This is a genomic window from Ruegeria sp. CL7 (assembly GCF_056536445.1).
The window spans coordinates 21,380-46,076 of the sequence record NZ_JBQFPQ010000012.1 but is presented as its reverse complement, the minus strand read 5'-3'; the positions used below and the strand labels follow the sequence as shown (position 1 = coordinate 46,076).

The following is a 24,697-nucleotide window of genomic DNA, read 5'->3' as shown; positions in this document are numbered from 1 at the left end:
GCGCCCGCCTGTGTTGTATTCAGGCAGCTTGCCTTTGGTTCCGGGCCGATAGGGACTTGTCCAGCTGCGCCTGGGTCCATCTTTCCGCAACCGCGCGACGCAGAATATCCGCCTGGCTTTCCGGCGCATTGCCCCCGACCGGGGGGTCCGTGTCCAGATTGGTCGGGAAGGGATAGCCCTCAGCCGTGGCCGCAATTGCAGCCTCCACCTGCGCTGTGTCCAGCGCCCCGCGCTGTTTTAAGGCGATCAGTGACGGGAACACCGCCACGGACATCGCCCGCCGATCCACCGACTCCATCGCGCGCCCGAAGGCAGATGAGATTTGCAGCAGGTTTGCCATGCGATTGATGTTGGCGCTGCTGTTCGCGCCCGCCGAATGGAACAGCGCCGGATTGAAGAACACCGCGTCACCCTTTTCCAATGGCAACTGGATACAGCTGTCTTCGAAATGCGCCCGGTGTGCTTCATCGTGGAACGCCAGATAGCCCGGCGGGTAGAGCTGCGAGAACGGTAACAACTTGGTCGGCCCGCTTTCCACCGGCATGTCACAATGCGCAACCGCCCCTTGCAGGGTCAGCGAGGCCGTCACCAGATGAGCCTGTGCCGGATAACTGGCCGCGCTTTCGGCGCTTTGAAACCCAAGGTGATAATCCCGATGCGCCTGTTGCGCCTTGCCACCGGGGCGCACCTGATTGATCTGAGCGGTCACCTGATAGTTCGGGCCAAGCCATGCCTCGCAAGCCGCTGCAATGGCCACATTCCCGAAATAAAGCGCAAAGCCCTCGGGATCGCGCAAGCACTGTTTCTGCAATGCGTTCCATATCCGGTCATTCGCGCCCGAGGCTGCGAAGTGGTCACCTTCTCCGGCCCCGCCCTGACGTTCTTCCTCGATCATCTGATGGAACACAGCGGTCGCCCGGTCGATCACGGACGTATCCGCAAATGCGCCTTTTAGAACGATCACACCCGCAGATTTGTTCAGCACATACGCCCATTCCGCCAGCAGCGCTTTTCTTTGATCAGCCTTCTCCAACGCCGGGCGCAGCGCATGCATATCATAGATCGGAACGTTCTTTTGCACCGATGCGGCATGAGGCACCGCACCGGTTGTCAGGTTTTGCGAGGTCAACACCTTGAATTCGTCCAGATCACAGGATTCCCGGTCGAAATAGCCGACATATCCAAGGTCCTGTTGTACCATGACGCGCTCCTCTCTGATGGCTTCGGTGTTGCCCCGTTTGGGGTGGTGAACTATGGGGTGATCTTCAGCCCGGCCTTGCCGCAGACCTCGACGATGTGGTCATAGCCCATTTTCGAGTACTCGTAGGGCGGCGCCTTGGCCGGGTCCTGCTCTGCCTCGACCACGATCCAGCCGCTGTAATCCATTGCTTTCAGTGCATTGGCCACGGCCTGAAAGTCGATGCAACCATCGCCCGGCACGGTGAACGCGCCCGCGATCACCGCATCCAAAAAACTGCGATTGTTCTCACGCGTGACCTGTACGATTTCAGGGCGGATATCCTTGAAATGCACGTGATGCACCCGGTCGCCCCAACGGTTCAGCGTGGCCATCACATCGCCGCCGCCAAACAGCAGATGGCCGGTATCGAAACACAGGCTCAATTCGGGGCCTGACCCCTCCATCAGCCAGTTCACCTCATCTTCGCTTTCGATGATCGTGCCCATGTGATGGTGATAGGCCATCGGCATGCCCTGATCTGCCATCCATTTGGCAAGCTCGGTCAGCTTCCCCGCATAGGCCAGAACCTCGTCCCGCGACAGTTTGGGGCGATCATTGACAGGTGTTCCAATCTGTCCCTGGACGGTATTGGAGCATTCGGCATAAACGATGCACGGGCTGTTCAGCGCAACGAATTGTTCGACCTGTTCGCGCACGACGGCGATCTCGGAGTGCAGGTCGTTAACCAGCGTGCTGCCCGAGCACCACCCCCCACACAGCGCGATGTCATTTGCGTCCAGATAGGCCCGCAACCCTTCGGTGTCGGCGGGCATCCTCTGGCCGCGTTCGACACCTGTATAGCCGATCTCGCGCGCTTCTTTCAGCGCCTGCTCCATCGTGTAAGCTGCGGTCAGGTCCGGCAGGTCGTCATTCTGCCAGGCAATCGGAGAGATACCGATCTTCACGCTCATTTCGTGTTTCTTTCCTTGATGGCGACTTCATAGGCCGCGCGTTTTTCATTCACTTCGGGGCGGGTGCTGACCTCGGGCACCGCCACTTCCCACCACGTTCCGCCATACTCGGTCGATGGGTAGGGATCGGTGTCGATCACCACGACATAGGGGCCTTTGACCTCATCGCGTTTGGCCAGCGCGTCTTCAAGCTCGGCAATTGAACTGACCTTGACCGAAGTCGCCCCCATCGCTGCCGCATGGGCGGCAAAATCGATGGCTGATTTTGTCTCGTGCACAGTGTGGTCGAGAAGGTTGTTGAACTCGGCCCCGCCTGTCCCCATTTGCAGACGGTTGATGCACCCAAACCCGCGGTTGTCCGTGACGACAACAGTGAACGAAATCCCCATCATCGCCGCCGTCGCCATTTCCGAGTTGGCCATCATATAAGTGCCGTCACCGGTAAAGCAGATCACGTCGCGGTCGGGCTGGGCTATCTTGATGCCCATGGCACCGGCGATCTCATACCCCATGCAGCTGAAACCATATTCCATGTGATAGGCTCCGGGGCGTGGTGCCTTCCAAAGCTTGTGCAGCTCACCCGGCATCGTTCCGGCAGCGCACATCGCAACAGTGTTTTCCTTGGCGGCCCGCTGCACGGCGCCGATCACCTGCATATCCGTGGGAAGTGCATTGCTGTCCGCAGGGGCATCCGTCAGCGCATCAACTTTGCCGAACCAATCAGATTTCAATGCCGCGGGCAGATCCGGCGCGCGATGGCCGCCCAGCGCTTCACTGAGTTCATCCAGACCAACCCGAGCGTCGGCCTGCAACGGCATCGCTCCGTGCTTCTCGGCGTCATAGGCGGCGGTGTTCAGGCTGATCAATTCCCGCTCGGGGTTCGCAAACAACCCCCATGACCCGGTGGTGAAGTCCTGAAACCGGGTGCCGACGCCCAGCACAAGATCCGCCCTTGCGCATATGTCGTTGGCAGGTTCGCCCCCGGTCACACCAACAGGACCAAGGTTGAGCGGATGATCCCAGGCCAATGCGGACTTGCCGGCCTGTGTCTCGGCCACGGGGATATTGTGTGCCTCGGCAAAACGCTGCAACGTGGCGGTTGCGTCCGAATAATGCACACCTCCGCCGGCAACGATAACGGGGCGCTTGGCGGCCTTGATCGCGGCAACGGCGCGCGCCAGTTCCCCCTCATCCGGGCGAATGCGGCGCTGATACCAGACGCGCGGCTCAAAGAAGCTTTCAGGATAGTCATATGCTTCGGCCTGCACATCCTGACAAAAGGCCAGCGTCGCCGGGCCGCAATCCGCCGGGTCCGTCATCGTGCGGAAAGCGCGCGGCAGAGCCGTCAGCAGATGTTCCGGGCGGGTGATGCGGTCGAAATACCGGCTGACCGGTCTGAAACAATCATTCGCACTGATGGTTCCATCCGAGAACACTTCGGGTTGCTGCAAAACCGGATCGGGGCCACGCGTCGCAAATACATCGCCGGGCAGCAACAAAACAGGCAGACGGTTCACGTGGGCCAGAGCAGCGGCCGTGACCATGTTGGTGGCCCCCGGTCCGATCGACGATGTCACCGCCATGGCGCGTTGCCGACCCAACTGCTTGGCATAAGCAATAGCGCTGTGTGCCATGGTCTGTTCGTTGTGACCGCGATAGGTGGGAAGACTGTCTTTCACCCCATGCAGCGCCTCGCCCAGACCGGCCACGTTGCCATGGCCGAAGATCGCCCACACACCTGCGATGAACGGCTCTCCGGCCTCGTTCATCTGCGCGCCCAGATAGCGCACCAGAGCCTGCGCCGCGGTCAATCGGACTGTTTTGCTCATCATGATCCCTTTCAACTCGGAGCCGCCATCGGCGGTCCGCGGGTTTTCTCATTTGCGAAGGTGTCAGGCCTTTTGCCAGAGCCTGAAATCAGAGTGGCGTCAGGTGCCACCGCCCGATGGATGCCCCCGTGAGGGCATCCGAGTGTCTTGCTTTAGACAGTACCGCCCAGCGATCCCTCAAGCTCGGCCATTTCCTGACCACCGGCCATCAGGTCCTGCAACTCTTCGGGTGTGATTTCACCGCGTTTGGCAGTGCCCAGTGTTTTGCCGCGGTTCAGTACGGTAAAACGATCGCCCACCGCCAGCGCATGGCGCACGTTGTGGCTGATGAAAACCACGCCGACACCCTGGCTGCGCACCCGGTCGATCGTGGCAAGAACATTCGACGTCTGACGCACACCAAGCGCCGAGGTCGGTTCGTCGAGGATCAGGATCTTGGCGCCGAAATACACCGCCCGCGCGATGGCCACCGTCTGACGTTCGCCGCCGGACAATGTCCCAACCGCCTGATCCGGTGCGCGCAGATTGATGCCCATCTTGCGCATCTCTTCCATGCAGACTTCGTTTGCATGATCCACATCGAACCGCTTGAGCAACCCTTTGCCCTTGGTGGGTTCGCGCCCCATGAAGAAATTGCGCGTCACACTCATCAGCGGGATCATCGCAAGATCCTGAAACACGGTCGCGATGCCCGCTTCCATCGCGTCACGCGGCGTGTCGAAATGCAACGGCTGGCCTTCGAACAAAATCTCGCCCTTGGTGGGTTTGTGAACCCCTGACATGGTCTTGATGAAGGTGGACTTGCCCGCGCCGTTGTCGCCCAGCAGGCAATGGCATTCCCCGGGCTTGACGTCAAAGCTGACGCCAGCAAGTGCGATGATATTGCCAAAGTGCTTTTCGATGTCTTTCATCTGAACGATGGGCGCCTGATCGTCGACGGCATCGCCATGGTGGAACTTGGTGTCTTCGGTCATATCAGCGCTCCCCGGTTACGCGCTTGCGGATCGCGTTGTTGAACAGAACGGCAATCAACAGCATGGCACCCAGGAAGACCTGGAACCAATCCTGATCAAAGTCGGTATAGGTCAGTCCGATGACGACCATTCCAAAGATGATCGAGCCGAAGAAAGCCCCGATGGCCGAGCCGTATCCGCCGGTCAGCAGGCAGCCGCCGATCACCGCGGCGATGATCGCCTCGAATTCTTTCTGGAACCCCCGCCGCGCATCGGTCGAGCCTGCGTCCATGACGGTAATGATCGCCACAAGGGCGGCACAGCAGGCCGTCAGCATGAACAGTGAAACCTTGACGCGGTTAACCGGTACACCCGAATTGGATGCAGCCGTGCTGTCACCACCCGAGGCGAAAATCCAATTCCCCACCGGGGTACGCAGCAGCACGTAGGTCGCCGCCAGTGTAATGACGATGAACCACAGGATTTCGACCGGAATACCCGGGACCTTGGGCGCGCCGCTTTTGAATGTATCGATCATGCCGTTGGCGGCCAGCCATGCGAACAGGCTGCCGAATGCTTCGCCCGAAAAGAAGGGGGCCAGCCAGTCGTTTTCGACCGCGTCGCGCACGCCGCGCAGTTGGGTCGAACCGCCTGTCGCCATTTTCAGCCCCACCAGTGACAGGCCACGAAGGATGAACAGAAACGCCAGCGTTACAATGAACGAAGGCAGGCCCGAACGGATCACGATATTGCCGTTGACCGCACCGACACAGGCCGCAAATACGAATGTCATTGGGATGGCAAAGATCAGCGGCAATTGCCAGGTCACGACGCAGACGCCGAAAAACAGCCCCGAGAACGCGACCATCGATCCGATCGACAGGTCGAACTCTCCACCGATCATCAGCAGTGCCGCACCGATCGCCAGGATACCCAACTGTGCCGCAGGGGTCATGAAGTTCATGACACCGGCAAGAGTGAACATCGATTCATCTGCGGTGATCGCAAAGAACACGAATACCAGAACCGCCCCTGCAATGGCGCCCAGCTCGGGTCTTTTCATCAGTTTGGTCAGGAACGGTTCTTTCTTGACCCTTTCGTCCGACAGGACGGGCGCTGATTCACTCATGGTTTCCTCCCAATTCGGTGAGACCGGCGCGTTGGCGCCGATCCTGTTGTTTGTCGGATCGCGCCGAAATCAGCGGATACCCTGCGCGGACAGTTCGATGACCTGTGCGGCCTTGTCCTGAGTGATCAGGTTCGGACCCGAAGGCACGTCGCCGCCCGGCATCAGGCCGTATTTGGCGTGCAGACCCATGAAGTTCACCGACAGGTAGCCCTGAAGGTACTGCTGCTGGTCAATGGCAAAGGCCGCGTCACCATCCACGATTGACTGGAGGAAGTTGGCCGACAGGTCGAACGAGGCAACATTCAAATCCCGCCCCGAGGCTTTGGCCGCGGCGACCGAAGGCTCGCCGGCCGAGCTCGCGCCCAGCGCCATAACGGTATCGACGCTTTCGTCAGCGGCCAGCGCGGCGGCAACTTTGGACTCGATCTCGGACGGATCGTTCGAGGTCGGCAGAACGGTTACTTTACCGCCAAACCCTTCGGTGAAGCCTTCACAGCGCAGGTCAAGTGATACGTTGCCGACCTCGTGGTTGACACAGATCGCATTGGTTCCACCCATCGAGGCCAGCTTTTCACCAGCCGCCTTGCCCGCATCATATTCGTCCTGACCCACATGCAGCAGAGCGCCCAGTTCCTTGGCCACTTCCGCACCCGAGTTGATCGAAATCACCGGGATACCGGCGGCAACCGCACGTTCGATCGAGGGGCCAAGCGCATCGGCATCCGGGATCGAGACGATCAGTCCGTCAGGCTCCTGGTTCACGGCGGCGTCGATCAGCTGCGACATGGCAACCATGTCAAAGGTCTCAGGTGCACGATATTCCACATTCACACCGACATCTTTTCCGGCCTGCTCTACGCCGTTCTTCACGACGTTCCAGAATGCGTCATTGGCCTGGCCATGCGACACGACCACGATTTCCTGCGCAAATGCAGGTGTGGCCAAGGCCAGTGCCCCCGCAGCAAGCGCGCCTTTAACGAATTTCTTCATTTCAGTTTCCTCCCAATGGTTCAGTCTGATCTTCTGTCGGGGTACCGGCCCCAATCATCCGGCTGTGCCGAATCTCAGTGGCTGCGGCGCTGGGCCGAGCTGGTATTAGTTTGAAGAATTTCGATCATTTTGCAACCGGTTTCAAAATCTCTTCCATCCGAACGGGCTTTCCCGTCTGCGCTGACAGGGTCGCGGCCTCGGCCATCGCCAGCGCTGCAACACCGTCCTTCAGCGTGACCGGAACTTCGGATCCACTTTCAACAGCGTCGACAAATGCGGCCCATTCCACACGGTAAGCAGGCATGTAGCGTTCCAGGAAGAAATAGGTCGGCTTGGCCCCCACCACACCGTCCGCCGTTGACTTTACGACAGTGTTTTCCAGCATGTTCTGAGCCTGTAGCAACCCCTCGGACCCCAGCAGTTCGACCCGCTGGTCATAGCCATAGGCCGCGCGCCGCGAATTCTTGATGACCGCGATGCGGCCATCCGCGTAAGTCATTGTAACTGCCGCTGTATCCACATCCCCCGCGGCGCCGATTTCAGCATCCACAAGCGAGGACCCAACCGCCGAGATCGTTTCGGGAACGTCCCCCATCAGGAAGTTAGCCATGTCAAAATCATGGATCATCATGTCCCGAAACAAACCGCCAGACACCTTTACGTAGCTGACTGGTGGTGGCGCCGGGTCAAAAGATGTGATCGACAGGAGCTCTGCCTTGCCGATCTCACCCGCATCCAACCCCGCCTTCAAGGTCGCAAAATTGGGATCAAATCGCCGATTGAACCCTATCATGACCGGCTTGCCGCGTTCCGCGACGGTATTCAGACAATCCGAGGCGCGCTTCAGGTCCAAATCAACGGGCTTTTCACACAGGACGGCTTTTCCTGCGCCTGTCGCTGCTTCAATCAGGTTAGAATGCGTATCTGTTGGAGTTGCAATCAGAACCGCGCCGATTTCCGGATCCGCAATGATCTCTTCGGAACTGCGCGCCTCGGCCCTATAATCACTGGCAAGGCTGGCCGCGGCCTCGGTCAAGGCATCGGAAACAGCAATGAGTTTGCTGCCCGGATGCGATGCAATCGCCTGCGCATGAACACGCCCGATGCGCCCGGCACCCAACAATCCGACGTTCAACATACAGATCTCCCGAATCTTGTTGTTGCGCGCAACAATGATTCTATTTGCAACCGGTTGCAATATTTTTTTCGCTACCTTGGCGCTTTTACGGCCCAGGCCCCAAATCACCCTGAAAAATTCGCGTTATGATCCCGGATCCTGATCCGCCGGCTGCAACCCACACGCTGAAATCCGCGCATTGGCCGTCCTACGGGAATCCCCCAATTTCGGAACATGGTGAATCAGGTTAATGTTTGATTAAGGAACACACACTACCACTCTGTGACCCCTTAGAAGGGCTGGCATGACCCCCTCGTCCAGCCCTTCATACCTCACCCGACAACCGCGAAGAAACAGCCCGCATTGCGGCCTGACGTGTTCATCGAAATCGAAATTCGAGAATGGCGATCCCTGAAGGACTCGAACCCTCAACCTGCTGATTAGAAGTCAGCTGCTCTATCCAGTTGAGCTAAGGGACCGCTGCACCCTTCTTGCGGTTTTTACGAGCGGGGTTCAAGAGCCAAGCGCATGAATGCGCTGTTCGGATCGTCACTGTACCCAAAGATCGGTCCGCAATAGGAATAACCCAACGCTTCGTAAAGCTTGCGGGCGGCATCATACTCTGGAAGATGCTCTGCCCCGGTTTCCAAAACCAAAGTTTTGACGCCTTCTGCGCGCGCCAGATCGGCCAGATGAGCCATCATGACACGCGCCAGTCCGCGCCCCCGTGCCTGTGCGAGGATATGCACCGATTTCACCTCGGCCGTGCCATCGGGCAACAGCTTCAAGGCGCCGCAGCCCAAAGCCTGCTGATCGTCGTAAATCGCACAGAATCGAATGCCCGATCCGGCCAGTGATTCTGCGCTCATCGTATGGTTGCTTTCCGCAGGGCCGGCCGATTCGCTGTGAGCGAAATGAGCTTCCACAATCGGGCGCAACACGTCCGAGGTCGGGTCTGCCTCGCGAATTTCGATCATTCAGTGTGTCCAGGGCCCACGGCGGTCGGTGGCGAAGTTTTCTCCGTATCCGCGTGCGCGCAGGTTGGGTTTGCGCTTGTGCGGCTCGCTGACCTGCGCATCGATGCCATTGTCCCTGGCATAATCCATCGCCTCTTTCTTGGTGTCGAATTTCAGGCGTATCTGGGTTTGCGTGTCATTGGATGATGTCCAGCCCATCAGCGGATCAACCTCACGTGCCGAAGCGGGGGCATATTCCAGAACCCACTTGCGGGTCTTGGCCATTCCTGAAGTCATCGCATTCCTTGCAGGCTGGTAAATCCGTGCGCGCATGTCGCCTCTCCGTACTCACTTGGCTGGACCTGTTTATGCGTCAGAGCGCAGCCCGGGACAAGACAACAATTGTCGCGGATTGTCGAAGCAAGCCAATGACAGAAACTGTCATCAGGGCCAACTATGATCTTCGACAAGTCAGCCGAAGGATAAGCAGATGATCCATCGTGAATGCATTCTGGACGTCAACGCAAACCCCGGGAACAACCGGGCGATGCCCTCGACCGAAGCCCATGCCGTGATCGCCGGCAAACCGATGATGACGAAGGCTCTCATCGGCGACCTTGCCGCGTTGGCCGGCAAGGTTGGCTCGGATCACAATCCGGATGCGTATCTGCCCAGTTTCAAAACTGGGGAATTTGTACCGGATCAGCCCTTGCAGTTGGACAAAATAAGAACAAATGTAGGGGCCTGATCCGGAGCCTGCCCATGCCATACGCCCATTCCGACAAGACTCAAATGACAACCGAAGATGTTCGGGCCCGCCTGAAACTGGAAGGCGGCAAACGGTTTGTCATGCATACGGAGTTCGCCCCCGCAGGAGACCAGCCAACCGCGATCAAGGAACTTGCAGGCGGCATTCTGGATGGAGAGCGCGATCAGGTTCTGTTGGGGGCGACCGGTACGGGCAAAACCTTCACCATGGCCAAGGTGATTGAAGAAACCCAACGCCCGGCCATCATCCTCGCCCCCAACAAGACATTGGCGGCGCAGCTTTACGGAGAGTTCAAGGGGTTTTTCCCGGAAAACGCGGTCGAATATTTCGTCTCCTACTACGACTATTACCAGCCCGAGGCCTATGTCGCGCGATCGGACACGTATATCGAGAAGGAATCGCAGATCAACGAACAGATCGACCGGATGCGCCACTCGGCCACGCGGGCGCTGCTGGAACGCGACGACGTGATCATCGTGGCCTCGGTCTCGTGCATCTATGGCATCGGCTCGGTCGAGACCTACGGGGCGATGACACAGGATCTGAAGGTCGGACACGAATACGACCAGCGGCAGGTGATGGCCGATCTGGTGGCCCAGCAATACCGCCGCAACGATCAGGCCTTCCAGCGCGGCAGCTTCCGGGTGCGGGGCGACAGCCTTGAAATCTGGCCTGCCCACCTTGAGGATCGCGCCTGGAAATTCTCGTTCTTCGGTGAGGAACTGGAAAGCATCACCGAATTCGATCCGCTGACCGGCGAGCGCGCCGCGACGATGGAACAGGTGCGCGTCTATGCGAACTCGCACTATGTCACGCCGAAACCGACGATGCAGCAGGCCATCATCGGCATCAAAAAGGAACTGCGTCAGCGGCTGGATCAACTGGTGGGCGAGGGCAAGCTGCTCGAGGCGCAGCGGCTGGAACAGCGCACCAATTTTGATCTGGAAATGCTCGAGGCCACCGGCGTCTGCAACGGCATCGAGAACTACTCGCGCTATCTGACCGGCCGCGCGCCGGGCGAGCCGCCCCCGACCCTGTTCGAATTCATCCCCGACAATGCCATCGTTTTTGCCGACGAATCCCACGTCAGCGTGCCGCAGATCGGCGGCATGTATCGGGGCGACTATCGCCGCAAGTTCACGCTGGCCGAACACGGGTTCCGCCTGCCCTCCTGCATGGACAACCGCCCCCTCAAATTCGAGGAATGGGACGCCATGCGCCCGCAATCCGTCTTCGTCTCGGCCACCCCCGCGAAGTGGGAGATCGAACAGACCGGCGGCGTCTTTACCGAACAGGTGATCCGCCCAACGGGCCTCTTGGACCCCGAGGTCGAAATCCGCCCCGTCGAGATGCAGGTCGACGACCTGCTGGACGAGGTGCGCAAGGTCGCCGCCAACGGCTTCCGCACGCTGGTCACCACGCTCACCAAACGCATGGCCGAGGACCTGACCGAATATCTGCACGAACAGGGCATCAAGGTCCGCTATATGCATTCGGATATCGACACGCTGGAACGCATCGAGATTCTGCGCGACCTGCGGCTGGGCGCATTCGACGTGCTGGTCGGCATCAACCTGCTGCGCGAGGGGCTGGACATCCCCGAATGCGGGCTGGTCGCCATTCTGGATGCGGATAAAGAGGGCTTCCTGCGGTCCGAGACCTCGCTGATCCAGACCATCGGCCGCGCCGCCCGCAACGCCGAGGGCCGCGTGATCATGTATGCCGACCGTATCACCGGCAGCATGGAGCGCGCGCTGAACGAAACCAACCGCCGCCGCGCCAAGCAGATCGCCTATAACGAAGAACACGGCATCACGCCCGAGACGGTGAAGAAGAATGTCGAGGACGTTCTGGCCGGGCTCTATCAGGGCGACGTGGACATGAACCGCGTCACCGCCACCATCGACAAACCGATGCACGGCGCCAATCTTGAGGCGCATCTGGACGGGTTGCGCGAGAAGATGCGCAAGGCGGCCGAGAACCTGGAATTCGAAGAGGCCGCCAACATCCGGGATGAGATCAAACGTCTGGAAGCGGTCGATCTCGCCGTCGCCGACGACCCCATGGCGCGCCAATGGGCGGTCGAGAAAGCCTCGGAAGACGCGGTGAAGTCGCGCGGGCGGTCAACGGCTGGCAGGCCGGGGCAGCGGGGTGGGAATGTGAAGCGGCGGAAGCGGTAGCACGATCGCTTTGTTCATGCTTGACGAGAAGCTTTCTCATGAGACACAACCATTGCGCCCGGGAAGTCACATGTCTGCCCGCGCCGGTTAATCCGTTCATAAATTGCTACAAATGGTAAAAAATGCTAAAACAACTGGAACCAATTTCACTAGCCGACTCCCCAAATTTTGATGAGCGTGTAGTTCAAGACTTTATCGCAGAGGATCCAAGCGTACTGGGACTTGGACCGCTGCTTTATGTTGGTCGAGAACGCCAACAACATAGCGGCGGTCGGTTAGATTTGCTCCTTTCGGACGAAGAAGGTGAAGACAGGTATTGTGTTGAGGTGCAGCTGGGTAAAACTGATCCGTCTCATATCATTCGAACAATTGAGTATTGGGATTCAGAGCGAAAGAAAAATCGAGCCTACGACCATATTGCTGTGATTATCGCCGAAGATATTACGAACAGATTTTTCAATGTTATTTCCATTCTTGCGAACTCTATTCCACTAATTGCGCTCCAGATGACCGCTACGCGCGGGGAAGGTGCAACCCCAATTTTGTTCTCTACTGTGCTGGACACGACTGAAGAGTATTTTGCGACAGATGAAGACGAAGAAGAAGAACTCGTTACGGATCGAGAATACTGGATAGAGCGAGCTTCTAAGTCCACAGTGGGTGTTGCAGACCGTCTTTTAAGTTTGATGCAAGAGGCAATGCCCAGCGCCGAGTTGAATTACAATAAACACTACATTGGCATTCGAATTGAAGGCAGATCGCGTAATTTTTGTGTTTTTCATCCAAGGAAGACTACCATTGTACTTGAGATAAAGCTGCCACAGGATTCGAGGACAGTGGAAGCAATTGAACACTCCGGCACTAATTACCTTGGGTATAATTCCAGAAATGGAATGTACAAGTTTGGTTTAAAGTCCGGGGATAACGGTAAGAATGACGCTTTTTTTGTTGATTTGATAAGCAAAGCTCACGATTACATGTTGAAATAATACTTGTAGGGTGGGTGCTTGCATCCATCCTACCCGATTGACCTTAAAGCTGCCCCGCACTCCACCCTTGCAGCCCAGCGCGCACTCCTCCACGTTTGAAATCACAGAATGTGATTCCAAACGGTTGCCATGACGAACCCGAACACCCTGCCCAGCACGCATGAGGTCCAAAGCGCCATTCACCGGGTGCGCGGTACCCGTGTGGTGCTGGCCGAGGATCTGGCGCGGTTCTACGGAAAGTCCGTCAGCGCCTTCAATCAGGCCGTCTCGCGCAACAAGGATCTGTTCGAGGGCTATCGCTTTCAGCTGACCGACGACGAGGTGGCCGATTTGATATCACGGAATGTGATCTCAAAGCCCAAAGGCCGCGGTGGGCGGCGGGTCAATCCGTGGGTCTATACCGATTACGGCGTGGCCATCGCCTCGACCCTGTTCAAGGACCCGCGCGCGATCAAGATCACCCGGATGATCACCGAGGCCTTCGTCGACGGCGCCAACGCCCTGACTGAGACCCCGCGCAGCGCGCCCGAGATCCTGCCGCCCGAAGGCACCCCCGCCCCGCTGCTGCCCAATGGCGAGCAGTTGCGGGCGCTGGCCGAAAACATCCTCGATTCCGGGCAGCAAAGCCTTGTCGATTATATCGCCAACCCCACCACCAAGCGCCAACAGGCCGTGGCCGTGATCATGAAGACCCTGGCCGAAACCGCCGGCGAAGAGGTGCGCACCCAGCACGAGCGTCTGCGCCTGCGCATCGCTGAACGGTTGGCTGCGGGCGATTATGCCGATGATGACGACCGCAAGGGGTTGCTGGACCTGCTGAATGCGATGAAAGGCTGACGCAGCCCTTGCCCCGGACCTTTCGGCCGCTAGACTCGGCACCATGCGCGTTGTCCTGTTATCATTGATCCTCGGAACACCCGCCGCCGCGTGGGAAGCAACGGTGGGCCAGATCTGCACCCTGTCACACGTTACGGACACGGCAGAGATATTCCTGACCTATGACCCCGCAAAGCCGCTCTATACCCTGTCCGTTACCCGCAAGACCGAAGGTTGGACCAATACCCCATGGTTCGCGATGCGGTTCCAGGGGCCAAACCCTATCGAAATCGCCACTCCGCATCATGTCCTATCTGACGGTGCATCGATGCTGACGGTTACCGATACCGGATTTGGAAACGTGCTGGACGGGCTGGAGTACAACCTGACCGCCTATGCGTTTACGCAGGACAGGGTGAGTGAATTTCCCTTGGACGGTGCAGCGCCCCAGGTTCGCATTTTCCGCGAATGTGCCGGGGCCCAGCTGTCCTAACCGGGTCAGAAATCGAACAGATCTTCCAGAAAACCGCCACGCTTCTTTTTCTTGCGATAGCCGTGATCCGCCCGGTCATCGTAGCCGGGTTGTGGCGGAGAATACGCTGTCGAACGCTCGATGATCTTGTCCAGTTCGCCCCGATCCAGCCAGACACCTCGGCATTGCGGACAATAGTCGATTTCAACCCCGTTTCTGTCCGTGATGACCAGTTGAGTTCCGTCAATCGGGCATTGCGTCATACGATCTCCTGTTTTGCCATCCATATGAGATGGGGTTGATCCGCTGCATTGCCATCCCACTGTGACATGACGCCCGTTCGCTTGAGGCTAACTGGATGACACAGGCAACCGGCCCCGGCCCGAGCAGATTTTCTGGACTTCGCGATTACAACCGTCAGGGGCGCACGAACTTGGCCGTTCCAAGAGACCGCTGTTGCGGTTCGGGATTGTTGTGAACTGGCGGCGCAGTTGCCCGGGGCGGGCTGGTAGCGCCACAGGCGACCCCGTCGCCATCCGGGTCATTACGCTTGTGATAACCCGCCTGCCCCTCGTAAAACGGCCCCACCCCCAGCGACTGCGTTGCATCGCACCCTGCCAATGCGATCAGGTGGATCACCGCCTCTTCCCGCTCAAATTCGGACAGGCGCAGAAAAACACCCGTGGCGATCAGCACGGTGGTCAGCGGCAACAACAGAACCATGACCAGAATGCGTATCGGAGACAGCGCATGCCTGCGCGTCGCCTCTGCGCGCCGGTGTCGTCTGGACGGCCGCGGCTTCGGATCAGGCGTATCCTGCGAGGGTTTCTTGAACAGCATTGTCTGATCTGTAACGTCGATTTGTGGCAAAGCCGAGGCAATCCCATATCGCTGAGGTAAAACAAATGGCGCAATCCATTTCAGGCACTTAAAATGACAGGGAACCGTCATCTGCCCGATTTTTTGCTGCCGAACCGATATCGTGACCCAATCCGATCCTTATCAGACGCCCGACGCAGCGGCGCGCTTGCAAGCACAGGACCTTCTCTTTCAGGCCAAATTTGCCGCACTGGCCTTTCTGCGCCCTGACACCGGGTTGCCGTCTGTCTCGCGGATCGCGCTGGCCACGGATGAAGCAGGTTGCCCTGTTTCGCTGATTTCAACCCTTGCGGAACACACGCGCGCGCTGAGCGCTTGTCCCAACTGCGCCCTTCTGATCGGAGAGCCCGCAGACAAGGGCGACCCGCTGACCCATCCGCGCCTGACATTGCACGTGATCGCTCAGCCAGTTCACCGGGACATGGCAGGCTATGGTGACTTGCGCGACCGGTACTTGGCGCGACGGCCCAAAGCGAAACTCTATATCGATTTCGCCGATTTCGGACTGGTCCGGTTCGCAATCCAGGGCGGTCTTTTGAACGCCGGATTTGGCAGGGCCTGCCGCCTTACCGCACAGGATTTCTAGCCATCAGCGGACCACATGTACGGCACATCCCGCATGACGAACGACATGAGATGCGGTTGAGCCCAACAGCAGGTCCTGCATCCCCGGCCGGTGGGACGCAATTATGATCAGATCGGGTTTGTTCGCCTCGGCCCAATCCAGAATGGTCCGGCCGGAATGTCCTTCGATCACCAAACCCTTTGCATTCGGCAGCTGCGATGCCAGTTCATCCAGTTCTGCCTGAATCGCCTTGCGCGCCTCTGTCAGGTATTCGGACGGCATGTACGAGATTGCATAGTTGGGAATATGCTCAACCACATGCAACAATGTCACCTGCGCGTCTGGCGTGGCCAGAATCCGGGCCAGCTTCAAAGGCCCGGATGTATCTCTTTCAACATCGAACGAGATGGGGACCAGAATGTTGTGATACATGATGTGAGCCTCCGTTTTTGCAGGCTAACTTTGAAACAGATACGAATTGCAGGCTTTGATTCAGGTCAGGAACTGCCGAATGTCTCAGCGACGTCATACATGACCGGTTCAAAGCTTTTGCAGAGTTCGTTGATCTTGCGGTTGCGATCGCGCATTTCAGGCGTGCGCAGCATGGCAAGGAAATCTTCGCGGCGTTCCCATTGCGAATAGTTTGCTATTCGGGTTTGCGCGTCATTGACGTGCAGCCCGGCGGAAACGAAACCTGGCTGCTTCGAAATGAATTCGGCATAGGCATCCGTCAGAGCTTCCAGAAGGTCCTGACAGGTGCCGGGCGTCATTTCAAAGGTCGTGATAACTGTTTGAACACTGGCGTTTTTGGCGATTTTCAGCATCGGGATTCTCCACTTTCTGTCCCAAGCCTAACACATCAAAATGAAACGTCGCCTTTTTCCTGCCGTCCTTGCAAACCGGGTCTGTTATTTTACGGTCAGATCAGAGTGAAATGGCCACCCGTTTCGGGGTGGCCAGACAGCCTTTTAAAGTTCCATGCGCATCAGAACCGAGGCCGTACCCTTCACATGCTCTGGCCAACGCAACAGAAAACTGTCGCCTGTCGCCCCCTGTTCGACCTCAACATGAGGCGCACTGAAGACGTGGTTGTTGAACACCCCCGAGAGCACACCGATCGTCGCAACCCCATCGCAGCTTCTTGCTTTGCCGTCGAAAGGCAACTGCCCGTTTGCCGAAACAGGCCAAAGATTGGACACCGAGTTCTGCGTATAACGAACCCTCAACGGGTTTGCGGATTTCCTTGTTACGCCATGATACGTATTGTTCTGGAAGGTCACGTTCGAGTGCCTGTCTTTGTTCAAGTCGGCAAAGCTTGTATCCACCCGATCCGCTCGAAAGATTTCACCGCTCGTGGCACGGAACTTGTTGCCGGTCACGACCAGGCCATTGAGAAAATGCCCGGGCCCATAGGGACGAATGACGATGAAACTGAACCAGGACGGGGCCTGACTGGAATAAAAGATGTTGTCCGTGATGCTCATTGCACTGAACGAAAAGCCACTCGTGTAGGTCGGCGACGGGTCGCGTTCATTCGTCCATTCGACGAAACAGTTGTCGACATAATTCTCGGCGATAGTGGAACTGTTGTAGGTGCCGATCATGATCAAACCGGCCGTACGCACACCTTGCGGGATGCTATCGCCCTGAAAGACATGGTTGCCCAGGATCATGTTGTTGTCACCACCCAGAACGGCGAAATGTCTGAAACGCACCGCTCGGTTGTGGCGCAACTTCACATCGTTTGAATTGGTATTCAACGCAATGGAATACCGGTCCGTTACGACAAGGGATTCTTCTGCTGACAGGAACTGGCAATTATCGATCAGCATACCCTTGCACCCCGTTCCGGTCGACGTGATCCCCCGGTTTTTCGGGCGGCTGATAAAACAGTCGCTCAACGAAAACGTACTGCCGGAGGCCGCCAAACGAATTCCGCTGCATCGGCTGTTGCACTGAAATTCGATCTGTTCCATGCCGAATTTCCGAAGCGTGCTGAAGCCGCTGAAATCCAGCAGGTACTTGAGTGAATAGAATGTGAAAGACTGGGTCCCCGAAGCCCCCACAAGAGGCGCACTCAGTGTGATCTCACCCGCACCGACATTCTTTGACCGTACATAGATTTCGCGCCCGACTCCGCTGCCGGCAACGTAGGACCCAACAGGAATGTTGGCGACATTCGCGACATTGGTCAGACGCGTTTTATCCGACGGATCATAGGTTGCAGTCGAGGTGAACGTTTCGGTATCCCACGCCGAACTGCTTTTGACATCAAACTGACCATTCCGGATCACGCGACGGGTTGAAAAACCACTCTGCTTGTTGGGAACCGCTGCGGCCATGTCGATCGGCGCGGTGACGGAAATCTTGCGACCACCCAAATCCAGCGAGTCATGATCCGAATTGTTCAGAAGGGCCTGAAACGCTTTTTTGAACGCCAGTTCTTCGTCTCCGAAAGCCGAGATGTAAGCCGGCAGATGGAAATCCTTTGTCAGCAACAGCATCTTGTCATCCGGCATGGTGACTGTGCCTTCAAAGTCCATTTCGGACGTCATACTGGTGTTTTCGGCCAGATGATAAGTCCCTTGCGGAACGTAAACCCGACGGCCACCCGCCGCCTGATCGGCCGCTTCAAACGCAGCTGAATCATCCGTCACACCGTCGCCGATGGCCCCATAGTCGCGCACATCCACAACACTGATCATCTCACGCAGGAAGACACCGGTGACATCCGTGATCTCCAGGTCGTCCACACGCACCAGCGCCCCATTCGCGCCCTCAATATCCAGACCAAAATGGCCATACAGGGCGGCCAGCCCCCAAGGCATGTCCACGCCGGGGCGTTTGCCGGTTCCGACAATCGCCGTTATTTCATGCACTCCTCCATAGCCTGACAGCTGTGTTGCAGGCCCCTGCTCCACAACACCTGACACATGCGTGTCCCCCGCGCCCCCGGCCCAGGCCGCTATGCGCACCGACGGCAAAGGGCCGCTGATCGCCTTGACCCGCGCTTTGATCTGCAAATAGCAACCAGGCAAAATCGGCGTCTGGCCCATGTATCGAAGCTGTTGGGTGGTTTGGACTTTCAGGATCTCCAGACAGCCACCAAAATCGGCATCCGCAGGCACGAAAACCCCCGTGCCGGATCCACCATATGTGGGCGAGCCGGGCGTTCCGTCCCCCGCAGACCAAACGTTCAGGCCATTCGCGAATTGAGGCGGCATGAAGACGATGCCGTCAGTGATTGCCTTGTTCATTGAAAACCCTTTCTAAATCGCGCCACGCCAATCTGGCGACGCGTCCAAACCCCGTGTCCAGGTCCGCCCCGAACGCGTCAGTCTGAATACCGAAAGAGAATTAACCACGGCTCATATCACCGTGACGGTGGTGTTGCCTCAGGCCGCAGGGTCAGCGTTGCCCAACAATTGGACGCCATTGATTTTCCAACCGCCTTCCAGAGGGATCATCTGATAGTCCAATATGTGCACACGCCCGTTTGCATCCGTGATCATCACCTTCTGCCACAAGGCTCCTGCAATTTCACGCAACTCCAGAAAACGTATGTCGGCAGGACGCCAGACCATCGGATATCCACTGCGCACCATCTGTCCGAAATTGTCGGGGTTCTGAAAAAGGCGCTGGATGCTGGGGCTGGCAAAGGTGAAGGCCGTGGCAAAATCATCCGCCTTGAAGGCCTGTATCTGCGCCGAAATGTTTGCTTCGATCTCTGCGTTTTGCGCAAACGCGCCCGACCCCAGCCCAACACTCAGGGATACAGCAAGCAAAAATCGACGCATGGGGCCACCTCCTGCAAAAAAGAGTAGCCCCATAGGGGATCAGGTCAAATCAGACCAGCTCTCCGGCCAGCGCCTTGTCGATCAGGCCAATTGTCTCTGGCACACCGTACAGCGCGATAAAGCCGCCAAAACGCGGGCCCTGCGATGCACCCAGAAGCACTTCGTACAACGCCGTGAACCAACCGCGCATGGGGTCGAACCGCTCACGCCCGATGGAATAGACCACTGATTGGAGCGCCTCGTCCTCGGTCGGGCCATCATAAGCCTCAAGCGCGGCTTTCAGCGCTTCCAGCGCCTCGCGCTCCTGATCCGTGGGTGCGCGATGTTTGCGCGTTGGTTTGACGAAATCGTTGAAGTAGCGAACCGCAAAGCCCGCGGCCTGATCCAGATCGGGATGGCTTTCAGCCGTTGCTTCCGGCGCATAGCGGCGAATAAAGCCCCACAGCGTCTCCTTGTCTTCCGCGCCCGAGACCGACGCCAGGTTCAGCAACATCGCAAACGGTACGATCAGGGTCGATTCTGGAACGTCGCCACCGTGAATGTGCCAGACCGGATTGTTCAACTGAGCTTTCAGGTCCTGCCCCGGATAGGCGCGCAGCTGCTGATGATACTCATCATAGGCTCTCGGGATCACGTCGAAATGCATCCGCTTGGCCGTCTTGGGCTTTTGGTACATGAAATACGCTAGGCTTTCAGTCGGCGCATAGGTCAGCCATTCGTCAATCGAGACACCATTGCCCGACGATTTCGAGATCTTCTGGCCATTCTCATCCAGAAACAGCTCATAGCTGAAATGCTCGGGCGCGCGGCCGCCCAATGCACGGCAGATCGCGTCATAGATCTTTTCGTTGGTAGCATGTTCTTTGCCGTACATCTCAAAATCGACACCCAGCGCTGCCCAGCGCGCCCCGAAATCCGGCTTCCATTGCAGCTTCACGTTGCCACCGGTGACGGGAACGGTCCATTCCTTGCCGTCTTCATCATCGAATGTGACGGTATAGGTCTCTGCACACACTTTCTTCATCGGCACATACAGAACCCGACCGGTTTCCGGGTGGATCGGCAGGAAGATCGAATAGGTCTGCTGGCGTTCTTCCCGCAGGCTTTTCAACATGATGGCCATCACGTCGTCATAGCGTTCAACTGCACGCTTCAGAATCTCGTCGAATTGGCCCGAGCGATAGAAATCACGCGCCGAATAGAACTCATATTCGAATCCGAAGGTATCGAGGAACCGGCGCAGCATCGCGTTGTTGTGCTCGCCGAAGCTGGGGTATTCGCCAAACGGATCGGGAACCGAAGTCAACGGGCGCTGCAAATGTTCCTCAAGCGCCTCCGGGTTGGGCACGTTGCTGGGCACCTTGCGCATCCCGTCCAGATCGTCTGAAAAACAGATCAACTTGGTCGGCATGTCCGAAAGCGCCTCGAACGCGCGCTTGACCATCGTGGTCCGCGCGACCTCGCCGAACGTTCCGATATGCGGCAAGCCAGACGGGCCGTAACCAGTTTCGAACAGCACATACCCCTTTTCCGGAGCACCCTTCTGATAGCGTTTGAGCAACCGGCGCGCCTCTTCAAAAGGCCAGGCCTTGGACGACATCGCGGTTTCACGCAGTTCAGACATTTCAATGTGCTCCATCGGGGAAAGTGCCGCGGTCACCCCATGCAACCGGACCGGCCCCTCCTATTGTGCCAGTGCAGCATGAGTCAATAAAGCAGTGGCGCAATTCGCGACACACTGCGCCAAAAAACAGTCGCCCTCGGGCAGGTAGGGAAACGTTCCATGGCCCGCAAACACTCTGCCCGGGATATCTGCGCTGCATTTTCACCGGCCAGCCTTGCTCAGGCCACAATGGTGGGCCGATTGTTCACCCGAAACAAAAAAGACACGGGCGCGGGCGCAAACTTGACCCGGTTGTTTCGCACGCTCACCGGGCAGTGTTAGACAAAGGCGACACGGGGGGTTCCCCGGACCAGAGGAAACGGGATGCGACGCGAAACCACCAACCGTATACGCTTTGTACTCGAAGATATCGTGCCGCCTATCCTGCGTGACAGCGCCGCCTTTCATTGGCTGGCATGCAGGGTTTGGGGCGACCATATCACGCGCCTTGCCGAATTCCGTGAACGTGCAACCTATCTGACGGATGACGAATACGAAAGACTCTACCGCGATCATCCGCGCGTACATCAGGGCACCGACAATTCCGAAGCCTGCATCAAGCGGATTGCCAAGGATATCGTCGGGCAAAGCATCTGCGATGTCGGCTGCGGCACCGGAGTTCTTTTGCAACGCATAAAGGCCGCCCGACCCGACATCACGCAACTGACAGGAGTGGATTTCGTCGTCGATGATGCGGCAGCCATCGACAATATCGACTATGTCGCAGCTCGGATCGAAGAACTGCCGTTCGAAGACAACAGCTTTGACACCGTAATCTGCACCCACGTGATCGAGCATCTTCTGGATTACCGGCAAGCAATCGCTGAACTGCGTCGTGTCGCGCGAAAACGCGTCATTATCGTCGTCCCGCGTGAACGCGAAAGCAGGTACACCTTCAATCCGCATTTCAACTTTTTCCCCTACACCCACAGCTTTCTGCGCGCGGTGCATCCCAGCCCGGACATCCATGTCTGCGAAGATCTGGGGCGCGACATCTACTATTGCGAAGACCGCCCCGGGGAAAAACCGGAACCGGAGCATCAAGGATGACTCCGCCCGCCCCAACGACACTGGTCTGGGTTGGTTTGCTGTGCACACCAGTTATGATCTCGGCCGGGCAAATCCTGTTCAAACTGGCAGGAAACCGGATTGACGGGCGCGAAGCCACCGGAATTGCGGGCCTCATCCAGACGCTGTTCGATCCTTTCCTTCTGACAGCCTTTGCCATCTATGGCTCGGCTACGGTGCTGTGGGTGTATGTCCTGCGGTATCTGACCCTGTCCCAGGCCTACCCTTTCATGGCCCTCAGTTTCGTTCTTGTGCCACTGGCCTCGCACGTCTTCTTCGGCGAAACACTTGGGCTGCGCTACTGGCTGGGGGCCGCGCTTTTGATTTCGGGAATGATGGTCATGAATACCTGATCGCGCGGGGGTGGATGAAACAAGGTGTTGAACCTGACCCGCTGCGCTCATATCGTGCGTCCTCGAACGACCCCAATCAGGACCATCCCATGACCGAGCAAGTGCCCCACCCGATGTCCCCGCAGGATTGCCTTGTGGCGATCATGGTTGCAGTCTCGGCGTCTGACGAAAACATCCGAACCGCCGAGCTGGTCAAGATCGAAGTCGCCGTGAACATGCTGCCGGTCTTTGCCGGGTATGACATCGATCGGACCCGTCGTGTATCACAGATTGTTTTTGACCTGTTCGAACAAGAAGACGGTTTGGATGCGCTGTTTGGCCTGATCCGTGAAAACCTGCCCGAGCGTCTGAACGAAACGGCCTATGCGCTGGCTTGCGATGTTGCAGCCGCCGACGGTTCGCTCGCTGAAACGGAACTGCGCCTGCTGGAAGAAATCCGGTACGAACTGAATATCGACCGGCTGCATGCCGCCGCAATCGAACGCGGGGCACGCGCGCGCCACACGGTCTGATCTGGGCAATCTACGGGTTTCAGCTTCCGTAGAGCGAACCCCAACGTTCCAGCAAGGCCCGTTGCAGTTTCCGCGACCTGCGGTTCCAGCTGCGCGCGCCTTCAGGCCGTTCGCGTTGTGCGCGAGGAATCTTGGCGCGGTGGGCCACGTCCGCCGTAAAAATGGCAAAGGCAAGATCGACCCCGTCCGCCGTTGTCAGGAAACCGCCCAACCCGGATACGAAGTTCAATGTGCCTGTCTTGGCATCGACCTTGATCGGGTGGTTCTTGACCGGCCGCCCATTGCGATCCGTCAAGGCAAAAGGCTTCATCAATGGGCGCAATGCGCCCATTTTCCGGGCCGCGACCAGGGCCGCAACCAGATCCGCCGGCACCATACGCGAGGCATCGCCAAGACCGGAATGATCGACCATCGCGATCCCGTTCACGCCAAAGCTCTGAGACGCCCAACGGTTCATCTCGGCCGCCGACTCCGCCAGGTTGCGCGGGTCAACGCCCCGCGCTTTGGTTGCGGCCAGCCCAACCATCTCGGCCGTCAGGTTCGTCGAGTATTTCAGCATCCCGCGCAAAATACTGTTCAATGGATCGCTGCGATGCACCACAAGGTCGACGTCTTTTGGCGTCTCTCGTGTCACTTGCACCCGATTCAAAACGATTCCATTGGATCGGGCTAAAGTACGAAACACATCACCCGCGTACAATGCGGGCTTGCGCACAGGCAGCCAGCGCGCCCCGCCATTGCCCAGCGCGCCCTTGGCCACGGTCCAGCGGTCCTGCCGCGCACTTGGCTGATAGGTATAGATAGGCAAGCTGCGGTTCTCGACCCGCATGGCTGCCACATCCACTGCCGGCACATATCGTGCGCTGCGTGCATCCATGGTCACATCGTACCCCTTGCCGGCACGCTTCCACTCGAAATGGACCCGATTGAAATTCAACGATATCCCGCTTACCGCCGGGCTGTACCCCACATGATCCGGCTGTCCGGGATCAATGCTGAACACGAAGGGCAGCGCCCCGTCATAGACCTTGAAAGCTCCTCGAACCTCGGTGATTCCGGCCTCGCGCAGGTTGGCCGCCATCGTGGCCAGCGCATCCGTATCCAACAGCGGGTCACCCCCGCCTGCCAGTATCAGATCGCCATGCAGAATCCCGTTTTCAATTGGCCCATCTGCGATCAAACGGGTTTCGAACCGGTGGTCAGGCCCCAGAACGTCCAGCGCGTAAAGCGCGGTCATCGCCTTGCCGACACTGGCCGGGGGCAAGCCCGCACCTTCACCAAAAACCTCCAGCGGCTTTCCGGTCTCCACATCCGCGACGGCGAAAACAACATCGCCCGTCAACCCTGCGGCTGCAACCAAACGCTCGGCACCACTCAACAGCGCCGCACGCGCGCGCGGTCTGAGCGAGACCAGCGGCGCCTGCGCCAAACCAGTTGCCGGGATCAGAGACGCCCCCAATCCTCCCAGAAACTCACGACGTGAAAAACGACCAGCCATAGTTGGAATAA

The 24,697-nt window shown here is 58.1% G+C and carries 26 protein-coding genes and 1 tRNA gene; 9 read left to right on the top strand and 18 right to left on the bottom strand.

Features of this window, described 5'->3' with window-relative positions; translation table 11 throughout:
* Nucleotides 1-19: 19 nt before the first annotated feature.
* The 10 genes from ACR0LI_RS19515 to ACR0LI_RS19470 all read right to left on the bottom strand — a co-directional run bounded on the left by ACR0LI_RS19515 (nucleotide 20) and on the right by ACR0LI_RS19470 (nucleotide 9,458).
* Entirely contained in the window at nucleotides 20-1,201 is a 1,182-nt protein-coding gene (locus ACR0LI_RS19515) for a phytanoyl-CoA dioxygenase family protein (RefSeq protein WP_480719079.1), read from the bottom strand.
* 50 nt (nucleotides 1,202-1,251) lie between these two features.
* Nucleotides 1,252-2,151 (bottom strand): myo-inosose-2 dehydratase, encoded by a 900-nt coding sequence (iolE, locus tag ACR0LI_RS19510; RefSeq protein ID WP_171725071.1) that lies wholly within the window; start codon nucleotides 2,149-2,151, stop codon nucleotides 1,252-1,254.
* Complete coding sequence (gene iolD, locus ACR0LI_RS19505) at nucleotides 2,148-3,980, bottom strand: 3D-(3,5/4)-trihydroxycyclohexane-1,2-dione acylhydrolase (decyclizing) (RefSeq protein WP_480719078.1); 1,833 nt, start codon at nucleotides 3,978-3,980, stop codon at nucleotides 2,148-2,150. The genes iolE and iolD overlap by 4 nt, the downstream gene beginning before the upstream one ends.
* Nucleotides 3,981-4,132: 152 nt before the next feature.
* Nucleotides 4,133-4,954 (bottom strand): ATP-binding cassette domain-containing protein, encoded by an 822-nt coding sequence (locus ACR0LI_RS19500; RefSeq protein ID WP_152459131.1) that lies wholly within the window; start codon nucleotides 4,952-4,954, stop codon nucleotides 4,133-4,135.
* Between the two features lies 1 nt (nucleotide 4,955).
* Nucleotides 4,956-6,062: an ABC transporter permease gene (locus tag ACR0LI_RS19495; RefSeq protein WP_171118992.1), complete on the bottom strand. Its 1,107-nt coding sequence runs from the start codon at nucleotides 6,060-6,062 to the stop codon at nucleotides 4,956-4,958.
* 69 nt (nucleotides 6,063-6,131) lie between these two features.
* The gene (locus tag ACR0LI_RS19490; protein WP_171638033.1) at nucleotides 6,132-7,052 is read right to left on the bottom strand and encodes a sugar ABC transporter substrate-binding protein; all 921 of its coding nucleotides are present in this window, start codon (nucleotides 7,050-7,052) and stop codon (nucleotides 6,132-6,134) included.
* A gap of 124 nt (nucleotides 7,053-7,176) precedes the next feature.
* Nucleotides 7,177-8,190 carry an inositol 2-dehydrogenase gene (gene iolG / locus ACR0LI_RS19485; protein WP_480719077.1) on the bottom strand — a complete coding sequence of 338 codons (1,014 nt, stop codon included), beginning with the start codon at nucleotides 8,188-8,190 and terminating at the stop codon, nucleotides 7,177-7,179.
* Between the two features lie 381 nt (nucleotides 8,191-8,571).
* Nucleotides 8,572-8,648 (bottom strand) — tRNA-Arg (locus tag ACR0LI_RS19480).
* Between the two features lie 21 nt (nucleotides 8,649-8,669).
* Nucleotides 8,670-9,146: a GNAT family N-acetyltransferase gene (locus ACR0LI_RS19475; RefSeq protein WP_480719076.1), complete on the bottom strand. Its 477-nt coding sequence runs from the start codon at nucleotides 9,144-9,146 to the stop codon at nucleotides 8,670-8,672.
* Complete coding sequence (locus ACR0LI_RS19470; RefSeq protein WP_152459136.1) at nucleotides 9,147-9,458, bottom strand: ETC complex I subunit; 312 nt, start codon at nucleotides 9,456-9,458, stop codon at nucleotides 9,147-9,149.
* 157 nt (nucleotides 9,459-9,615) lie between these two features.
* On the opposite strand from ACR0LI_RS19470, the gene ACR0LI_RS19465 reads away from it, so the two are divergent.
* From ACR0LI_RS19465 to ACR0LI_RS19445, 5 genes are all read left to right on the top strand, one after another.
* Nucleotides 9,616-9,873: a hypothetical protein gene (locus ACR0LI_RS19465; protein WP_171638041.1), complete on the top strand. Its 258-nt coding sequence runs from the start codon at nucleotides 9,616-9,618 to the stop codon at nucleotides 9,871-9,873.
* 14 nt (nucleotides 9,874-9,887) lie between these two features.
* A complete protein-coding gene (gene uvrB / locus ACR0LI_RS19460) occupies nucleotides 9,888-12,074 on the top strand; it encodes an excinuclease ABC subunit UvrB (protein ID WP_480719075.1) in 2,187 nt (728 codons plus the stop codon).
* 122 nt (nucleotides 12,075-12,196) lie between these two features.
* The gene (locus tag ACR0LI_RS19455; RefSeq protein ID WP_480719074.1) at nucleotides 12,197-13,063 is read left to right on the top strand and encodes a hypothetical protein; all 867 of its coding nucleotides are present in this window, start codon (nucleotides 12,197-12,199) and stop codon (nucleotides 13,061-13,063) included.
* Between the two features lie 129 nt (nucleotides 13,064-13,192).
* Nucleotides 13,193-13,900: an ORF6N domain-containing protein gene (locus ACR0LI_RS19450; RefSeq protein ID WP_480719073.1), complete on the top strand. Its 708-nt coding sequence runs from the start codon at nucleotides 13,193-13,195 to the stop codon at nucleotides 13,898-13,900.
* Nucleotides 13,901-13,943: 43 nt separating this feature from the next.
* Nucleotides 13,944-14,372 (top strand): excinuclease ABC subunit B, encoded by a 429-nt coding sequence (locus ACR0LI_RS19445; protein WP_210093745.1) that lies wholly within the window; start codon nucleotides 13,944-13,946, stop codon nucleotides 14,370-14,372.
* A 5-nt stretch (nucleotides 14,373-14,377) separates the two neighbouring features.
* Here the strand turns inward: ACR0LI_RS19445 and ACR0LI_RS19440 are convergent, their stop codons facing one another.
* A complete protein-coding gene (locus ACR0LI_RS19440) occupies nucleotides 14,378-14,614 on the bottom strand; it encodes a TFIIB-type zinc ribbon-containing protein (protein ID WP_480719072.1) in 237 nt (78 codons plus the stop codon).
* A 154-nt stretch (nucleotides 14,615-14,768) separates the two neighbouring features.
* Nucleotides 14,769-15,191 carry an excalibur calcium-binding domain-containing protein gene (locus ACR0LI_RS19435; protein WP_480486616.1) on the bottom strand — a complete coding sequence of 141 codons (423 nt, stop codon included), beginning with the start codon at nucleotides 15,189-15,191 and terminating at the stop codon, nucleotides 14,769-14,771.
* 142 nt (nucleotides 15,192-15,333) lie between these two features.
* On the opposite strand from ACR0LI_RS19435, the gene ACR0LI_RS19430 reads away from it, so the two are divergent.
* Nucleotides 15,334-15,816, top strand: coding sequence for a HugZ family pyridoxamine 5'-phosphate oxidase (locus ACR0LI_RS19430; RefSeq protein WP_480621632.1), 483 nt, complete (start codon nucleotides 15,334-15,336; stop codon nucleotides 15,814-15,816).
* 3 nt (nucleotides 15,817-15,819) lie between these two features.
* Here ACR0LI_RS19430 and ACR0LI_RS19425 read toward each other — a convergent pair whose 3' ends face one another.
* The 5 genes from ACR0LI_RS19425 to ACR0LI_RS19405 all read right to left on the bottom strand — a co-directional run bounded on the left by ACR0LI_RS19425 (nucleotide 15,820) and on the right by ACR0LI_RS19405 (nucleotide 21,216).
* Entirely contained in the window at nucleotides 15,820-16,227 is a 408-nt protein-coding gene (locus ACR0LI_RS19425; RefSeq protein ID WP_171638057.1) for a universal stress protein, read from the bottom strand.
* Nucleotides 16,228-16,292: 65 nt separating this feature from the next.
* Nucleotides 16,293-16,619 (bottom strand): antibiotic biosynthesis monooxygenase family protein, encoded by a 327-nt coding sequence (locus tag ACR0LI_RS19420; protein WP_152459145.1) that lies wholly within the window; start codon nucleotides 16,617-16,619, stop codon nucleotides 16,293-16,295.
* Between the two features lie 144 nt (nucleotides 16,620-16,763).
* Nucleotides 16,764-19,052 (bottom strand): glycosyl hydrolase family 28-related protein, encoded by a 2,289-nt coding sequence (locus ACR0LI_RS19415; RefSeq protein WP_480719071.1) that lies wholly within the window; start codon nucleotides 19,050-19,052, stop codon nucleotides 16,764-16,766.
* Nucleotides 19,053-19,190: 138 nt separating this feature from the next.
* The gene (locus ACR0LI_RS19410; RefSeq protein WP_480719070.1) at nucleotides 19,191-19,592 is read right to left on the bottom strand and encodes a DUF4864 domain-containing protein; all 402 of its coding nucleotides are present in this window, start codon (nucleotides 19,590-19,592) and stop codon (nucleotides 19,191-19,193) included.
* Between the two features lie 49 nt (nucleotides 19,593-19,641).
* Nucleotides 19,642-21,216 carry a lysine--tRNA ligase gene (locus ACR0LI_RS19405; RefSeq protein ID WP_480486608.1) on the bottom strand — a complete coding sequence of 525 codons (1,575 nt, stop codon included), beginning with the start codon at nucleotides 21,214-21,216 and terminating at the stop codon, nucleotides 19,642-19,644.
* Nucleotides 21,217-21,579: 363 nt separating this feature from the next.
* Between ACR0LI_RS19405 and ACR0LI_RS19400 the strand changes: the two genes are divergently transcribed.
* The 3 genes from ACR0LI_RS19400 to ACR0LI_RS19390 all read left to right on the top strand — a co-directional run bounded on the left by ACR0LI_RS19400 (nucleotide 21,580) and on the right by ACR0LI_RS19390 (nucleotide 23,188).
* Nucleotides 21,580-22,305 (top strand): class I SAM-dependent methyltransferase, encoded by a 726-nt coding sequence (locus ACR0LI_RS19400; RefSeq protein ID WP_171725084.1) that lies wholly within the window; start codon nucleotides 21,580-21,582, stop codon nucleotides 22,303-22,305.
* The gene (locus tag ACR0LI_RS19395; protein WP_216600271.1) at nucleotides 22,302-22,676 is read left to right on the top strand and encodes an EamA family transporter; all 375 of its coding nucleotides are present in this window, start codon (nucleotides 22,302-22,304) and stop codon (nucleotides 22,674-22,676) included. The genes ACR0LI_RS19400 and ACR0LI_RS19395 overlap by 4 nt, the downstream gene beginning before the upstream one ends.
* Nucleotides 22,677-22,765: 89 nt before the next feature.
* Nucleotides 22,766-23,188 carry a tellurite resistance TerB family protein gene (locus ACR0LI_RS19390; RefSeq protein ID WP_152459150.1) on the top strand — a complete coding sequence of 141 codons (423 nt, stop codon included), beginning with the start codon at nucleotides 22,766-22,768 and terminating at the stop codon, nucleotides 23,186-23,188.
* 19 nt (nucleotides 23,189-23,207) lie between these two features.
* Here the strand turns inward: ACR0LI_RS19390 and dacB are convergent, their stop codons facing one another.
* Entirely contained in the window at nucleotides 23,208-24,686 is a 1,479-nt protein-coding gene (gene dacB / locus ACR0LI_RS19385; RefSeq protein WP_480719069.1) for a D-alanyl-D-alanine carboxypeptidase/D-alanyl-D-alanine endopeptidase, read from the bottom strand.
* Nucleotides 24,687-24,697: the final 11 nt, after the last annotated feature.

What these genes read in the sequence shown, in the direction of transcription:
- ACR0LI_RS19515 (WP_480719079.1), bottom strand. Translation starts at nt 1,201, where the DNA reads ATGGTACAACAGGACCTTGGATATGTCGGCTATTTCGACCGGGAATCC.
- iolE (WP_171725071.1), bottom strand. Translation starts at nt 2,151, where the DNA reads ATGAGCGTGAAGATCGGTATCTCTCCGATTGCCTGGCAGAATGACGAC.
- iolD (WP_480719078.1), bottom strand. Translation starts at nt 3,980, where the DNA reads ATGAGCAAAACAGTCCGATTGACCGCGGCGCAGGCTCTGGTGCGCTAT.
- ACR0LI_RS19500 (WP_152459131.1), bottom strand. Translation starts at nt 4,954, where the DNA reads ATGACCGAAGACACCAAGTTCCACCATGGCGATGCCGTCGACGATCAG.
- ACR0LI_RS19495 (WP_171118992.1), bottom strand. Translation starts at nt 6,062, where the DNA reads ATGAGTGAATCAGCGCCCGTCCTGTCGGACGAAAGGGTCAAGAAAGAA.
- ACR0LI_RS19490 (WP_171638033.1), bottom strand. Translation starts at nt 7,052, where the DNA reads ATGAAGAAATTCGTTAAAGGCGCGCTTGCTGCGGGGGCACTGGCCTTG.
- iolG (WP_480719077.1), bottom strand. Translation starts at nt 8,190, where the DNA reads ATGTTGAACGTCGGATTGTTGGGTGCCGGGCGCATCGGGCGTGTTCAT.
- ACR0LI_RS19475 (WP_480719076.1), bottom strand. Translation starts at nt 9,146, where the DNA reads ATGATCGAAATTCGCGAGGCAGACCCGACCTCGGACGTGTTGCGCCCG.
- ACR0LI_RS19470 (WP_152459136.1), bottom strand. Translation starts at nt 9,458, where the DNA reads ATGCGCGCACGGATTTACCAGCCTGCAAGGAATGCGATGACTTCAGGA.
- ACR0LI_RS19465 (WP_171638041.1), top strand. Translation starts at nt 9,616, where the DNA reads ATGATCCATCGTGAATGCATTCTGGACGTCAACGCAAACCCCGGGAAC.
- uvrB (WP_480719075.1), top strand. Translation starts at nt 9,888, where the DNA reads ATGCCATACGCCCATTCCGACAAGACTCAAATGACAACCGAAGATGTT.
- ACR0LI_RS19455 (WP_480719074.1), top strand. Translation starts at nt 12,197, where the DNA reads ATGCTAAAACAACTGGAACCAATTTCACTAGCCGACTCCCCAAATTTT.
- ACR0LI_RS19450 (WP_480719073.1), top strand. Translation starts at nt 13,193, where the DNA reads ATGACGAACCCGAACACCCTGCCCAGCACGCATGAGGTCCAAAGCGCC.
- ACR0LI_RS19445 (WP_210093745.1), top strand. Translation starts at nt 13,944, where the DNA reads ATGCGCGTTGTCCTGTTATCATTGATCCTCGGAACACCCGCCGCCGCG.
- ACR0LI_RS19440 (WP_480719072.1), bottom strand. Translation starts at nt 14,614, where the DNA reads ATGACGCAATGCCCGATTGACGGAACTCAACTGGTCATCACGGACAGA.
- ACR0LI_RS19435 (WP_480486616.1), bottom strand. Translation starts at nt 15,191, where the DNA reads ATGCTGTTCAAGAAACCCTCGCAGGATACGCCTGATCCGAAGCCGCGG.
- ACR0LI_RS19425 (WP_171638057.1), bottom strand. Translation starts at nt 16,227, where the DNA reads ATGTATCACAACATTCTGGTCCCCATCTCGTTCGATGTTGAAAGAGAT.
- ACR0LI_RS19420 (WP_152459145.1), bottom strand. Translation starts at nt 16,619, where the DNA reads ATGCTGAAAATCGCCAAAAACGCCAGTGTTCAAACAGTTATCACGACC.
- ACR0LI_RS19415 (WP_480719071.1), bottom strand. Translation starts at nt 19,052, where the DNA reads ATGAACAAGGCAATCACTGACGGCATCGTCTTCATGCCGCCTCAATTC.
- ACR0LI_RS19410 (WP_480719070.1), bottom strand. Translation starts at nt 19,592, where the DNA reads ATGCGTCGATTTTTGCTTGCTGTATCCCTGAGTGTTGGGCTGGGGTCG.
- ACR0LI_RS19405 (WP_480486608.1), bottom strand. Translation starts at nt 21,216, where the DNA reads ATGTCTGAACTGCGTGAAACCGCGATGTCGTCCAAGGCCTGGCCTTTT.
- ACR0LI_RS19400 (WP_171725084.1), top strand. Translation starts at nt 21,580, where the DNA reads ATGCGACGCGAAACCACCAACCGTATACGCTTTGTACTCGAAGATATC.
- ACR0LI_RS19395 (WP_216600271.1), top strand. Translation starts at nt 22,302, where the DNA reads ATGACTCCGCCCGCCCCAACGACACTGGTCTGGGTTGGTTTGCTGTGC.
- ACR0LI_RS19390 (WP_152459150.1), top strand. Translation starts at nt 22,766, where the DNA reads ATGACCGAGCAAGTGCCCCACCCGATGTCCCCGCAGGATTGCCTTGTG.
- dacB (WP_480719069.1), bottom strand. Translation starts at nt 24,686, where the DNA reads ATGGCTGGTCGTTTTTCACGTCGTGAGTTTCTGGGAGGATTGGGGGCG.